This window comes from Arthrobacter sp. JCM 19049 (assembly GCF_001310435.1).
In genome coordinates this window covers 1-3,577 of the sequence record NZ_BAXF01000217.1, presented here as the reverse complement: position 1 = coordinate 3,577, position 3,577 = coordinate 1, and the positions used below count along the sequence as shown (strand labels likewise).

Below are 3,577 nucleotides of genomic sequence, written 5' to 3'. Positions count from 1 at the left end.
CGGCAGATGCAGACCTCCCGAAGGAGCGGGGCGGGCACGCAAGACCGTGAAAGGCCGGGGCCGGCGCGCTAACCCCGGAAAGGGACCCGGGGCGGGAAAGACCAAGCGGGCGGGGACCAGGGCCTGCTACAGCGGAGGGTTGGCCGCCAGGTGGTTCGCGATCGCGTCGAACGCCCGGATCGTGGGGAAGAGCTTGCCCGGATCCTGCGGGTAGGGCCAGCTGGAGAGCTTGACCCCCACGGTGGCGGTGTTCGGATTCATGTAGATCATCTGCCGTGGATCCCCAGGGCCAGGGCGACGTCGGAGCCGGGGTACGGGAACCAGATCTGGTTGCGGTACATCCCACCGGGCATCCGGTTGTCGCCCGGGGAGTCCTCAAAGGCCTGCCGGGAGTCCGCCGCCCCGGTGAACGTGTCCTGGATCCAGGCCTCGTCCAGCACCTTGTTGCCGTTCAGCGCGGTCCCGCCGTTGACGTAGATCTGCCCGAAGCGGGCCAGGTCGCGCAGGGTCGCGTTGAACCCGCCGTCGAACATCCCGGTGCCCAGCTGGTCGGTGCCCATCACCAGGTCCTGCTGCGCGCCGATGCGCGACCACACCAGGTCGGACAACAGCTGCTGCATCGGCTGCCCGCCGGCGGCCTCACACACCCAGCCCAGCACATCGGTTTCGCAGGAACGGTACTCGAACGGGCCGCCGTGCGGCGCCTTGGCCTGCAGGGTGGCCAGGTATTCGTACATGCCGTGGGCCGGGTTCTGGTTCTGCTCATCGCGCACTGCCCAGCCGATCGCCTGCTCCAGCAGGCGCACCTCGGCTTGCTGGTCCAGGTACTCCTCGGAGAATTTGATGCCCGAGCGCATGTCCAGCAGGTGGCGCACGGTGGCCCCGGTATAGCCGCTGGCCTCCAGCTGCGGGACATAGTCGGTGACCGGCCGGTCGACCTGCAGCTTGCCCTGCCCGCACAGGATCCCGGCCACGGTGCCCACCAGGGTCTTGCTCACGCTCATCAGCAGGTGGTCGGTCACCGAGGTCATCGACCCGAAGTATTCCTCAACCAGCATCTTGCCCTGGTGCATCACCAGCCAGCCGTCGGTGTTGGTGGCCTGGATGACGCTGCGCACGGTCAGCGACGGCTCGTTCTCGTTGTTTTTCAGCAGCTCGATGCGGCCCAGGTCCATCGGCACCAGGTGCAGCTTGGCGATCGGCTCACCGCCGCGGCTGACCCTGGCTGTGGGCAGGACTTCGGAGAGGTTCTGGAAGCTCCACGCCAGGTTTTCCGGGTGCTGCCAATTCTCGACCGTCACGGTCCGGTTCGGCTTGGCAGGTGTCATCGGGCGCCCATTGTCCTTTCCCCGGTGGTCAGTTGCAATCCATCGGAGGATACCACCGCCAGCCGCCGGACGCCGGGCAAGCGCGGCTACTCGGCGGCCGCCGGGGGCACCGGGATGCCCTTGTAGAGCGAACGCACCGAGGAGATGAAGTGCTTGGCGTCGATGCTCAGCCTGGTGCCCTTGCGCCCCTCGTACTGCAGTTTCGCCTTGGTGACCAGTACCCCCAGATCAGCGCCCTTCCAGCGGTAGTCCTCCGCCCCGTAGATGCGCAGGAAGAAAGCCTCCTTGTGGTGCTGCAGCTGGTGCCAGTCCAGCGCGGCGCGCACATACTGCAGCTTGCCGGAGGAGTCCAGCACGTACTGCCCGGTGCGTGGGGCGTGGGTGAGGTACTCCACAATGTCATCGGTTTCCTTGATGATCATGTGGCTCCAGATATCGGCCCCGCTCAGCGCCTCCCAGCGCTCGTTGATCTCGTCGACGTCCAGCTCGAAGTCGACGTCCAGGAACTCAAGCAGGTGGAAGAGGAACAGCGGTACGTCCGCGTATGCCCCTGCGGTCACGTTCGTGATGGCGCTGGCCCCGGAGATGCGGGGGTTCAGCTCACCCAGGTACACCTCGTCGCTGTCCGTGTCCACCAGCACGTCGACCTCGAAGAAGCCGCGGTAGCCCTTGTCCTGCAGCCCGCTGCCCACCTTGCGCACCAGCTCGATGGCCCGCGCCCGCTGGGAGGCGGTGAGCACGTCGGGGTGCATCTCGTTGCCGCACCAGCCGCCCTTGTAGGGGGTCAGCTCGTCGTAGCCGGCCAGTTCGGTCAGGAACGGGCCGACGACGGTGCCGCAGCGGGTGAGCACCGCCTCCACAGCTACCGGCACGTTGTTGATCCGCTTCATGACCTTCAGCTGCTCGCCGATCATGTTCGCCGCGTTCTTGTCCCAGTCCGCTTCCTCGGCGATGAAGAACGTGGTCTTGCCCGAGTCCCCGTAGGGGGTCTGCACCACCAGGTCGGTGCCCAGCCGGTTGCTGCGCGCCAGTTCCAGCAGATCCGCATAGTTCGTCGCATAGCCCAGCACGTTGGGCACCGAGGCGGCCCCGGCCTTGTTGCCCAGCTCGGTGGTGACGATCTTGGAGTCCAGGTGGGTGCGCAGTTCCGCCGGCGGCAGGATCAGGTCGTAGCCCAGCTCCTCGCAGATCTGCTCGGTTTCCTCATCGAAGAACACCATGGCGATCTTCGGGCGCTCGCCGCTGGCCGGGCGCGGGAATCGATGTGCTCGCGCACCTCCGGGTTCTGCAGCAGCCAGTTGTTGATCGCCTCGCCGCTTTCGAATTCGATGTACGGCTTCTCGGTGGGGGAGAAGACCCGGGGATGGGCCCGGTCCCAGCCGTCGTAGTAGGAGATGTAGCTGAAGCGGCGCACCCAGCGGTCCAGCCCGAGCAGATTGAAGGGGGTGGCACCCACGAAGTAGATCGGGGTTTCGTTGGTCCGGAAGAAATGGCGCACCTCGCTCATGTTCTTCAGCGGCCGGGTGAACTTCACGATCCGCGCTTCGCTGTCCTCGGCAATCTCGGTTGTGGAGGCGGCGTCGGTGCCCACGTTGGCCGTGGGCACGTCCTCGCTGGGAGGGGTGGCCCGCCAGCGGGCGATATCGCTCGGTTTCGGCATCCGCTGCTTGCGGCGAATTTCAGGTGCGGCTACATCCTTGCCCATCATCAGGTCCCCCACTGTTCAGGTTCTCGTAGTCTTGGTGTGATCGAAATCTCGTGTAGACAAGAGCTTGTGTCAACAGGCGTTGAAAATCAATTTATGTCACACCCATGTGACACCGCCGACGTAATCGGACGCGTGCCTGGATATGAAATCATGATGAACTTCCAGCGCCATGCAATTTTCCAGGCACCGCCCCGGGCCTTGCCGGAACGAAAAATGCCCGTGCTGAACCAGTCCGAAGACCGATCCAGCACGGGCATCCAATGTGATCTGTGCCTCGTGAAGACTACCTTGCCATGTGGGCGCCTTGCCCGCCAGTACCCCAGCACCAATGTGGGGCGGACGCGCGCTACGGCAGCCGCTGCAGCATCTGGCCGAAAGTGGGCTCGTCGAACTGGAAACCCAGCTCCTCCAGCACGCGGCTGGTGACGTGGCGTCCGGTCAGCGCCATGCGCGGATTGCTGCCCAGCAGGTTCGCCCCGGCCTGCACCAGGCGGGCCGGCGCCCCGATACCGGGCATGGAGTACTTGGTGCGCAGCGCCCG

The 3,577-nt window shown here is 65.6% G+C and carries 5 protein-coding genes; all 5 read right to left on the bottom strand.

From position 1 onward, the window contains the following. Nucleotides 1–126: 126 nt before the first annotated feature. The gene (locus JCM19049_RS19980; RefSeq protein ID WP_279402892.1) at nt 127–270 is read right to left on the bottom strand and encodes a hypothetical protein; all 144 of its coding nucleotides are present in this window, start codon (nt 268–270) and stop codon (nt 127–129) included. Continuing rightward, on the bottom strand, nt 267–1,301 hold the full coding sequence (locus tag JCM19049_RS09735) for a serine hydrolase (RefSeq protein ID WP_279402891.1): 1,035 nt from the start codon (nt 1,299–1,301) through the stop codon (nt 267–269). Before JCM19049_RS09735 ends, JCM19049_RS19980 begins: the two co-directional genes overlap by 4 nt. A 113-nt stretch (nt 1,302–1,414) precedes the next feature. Next, nucleotides 1,415–2,548, bottom strand: a complete 1,134-nt coding sequence (locus tag JCM19049_RS09730; RefSeq protein WP_279402890.1) for a hypothetical protein — start codon at nt 2,546–2,548, stop codon at nt 1,415–1,417. Next, nucleotides 2,491–3,036 (bottom strand): hypothetical protein, encoded by a 546-nt coding sequence (locus JCM19049_RS19975; protein ID WP_279402889.1) that lies wholly within the window; start codon nt 3,034–3,036, stop codon nt 2,491–2,493. Before JCM19049_RS19975 ends, JCM19049_RS09730 begins: the two co-directional genes overlap by 58 nt. Nucleotides 3,037–3,382: 346 nt before the next feature. Beyond that, nucleotides 3,383–3,577 (bottom strand): DUF1731 domain-containing protein (locus tag JCM19049_RS09725; protein ID WP_279402888.1); only part of this gene is annotated, 195 nt, incomplete at its 5' end.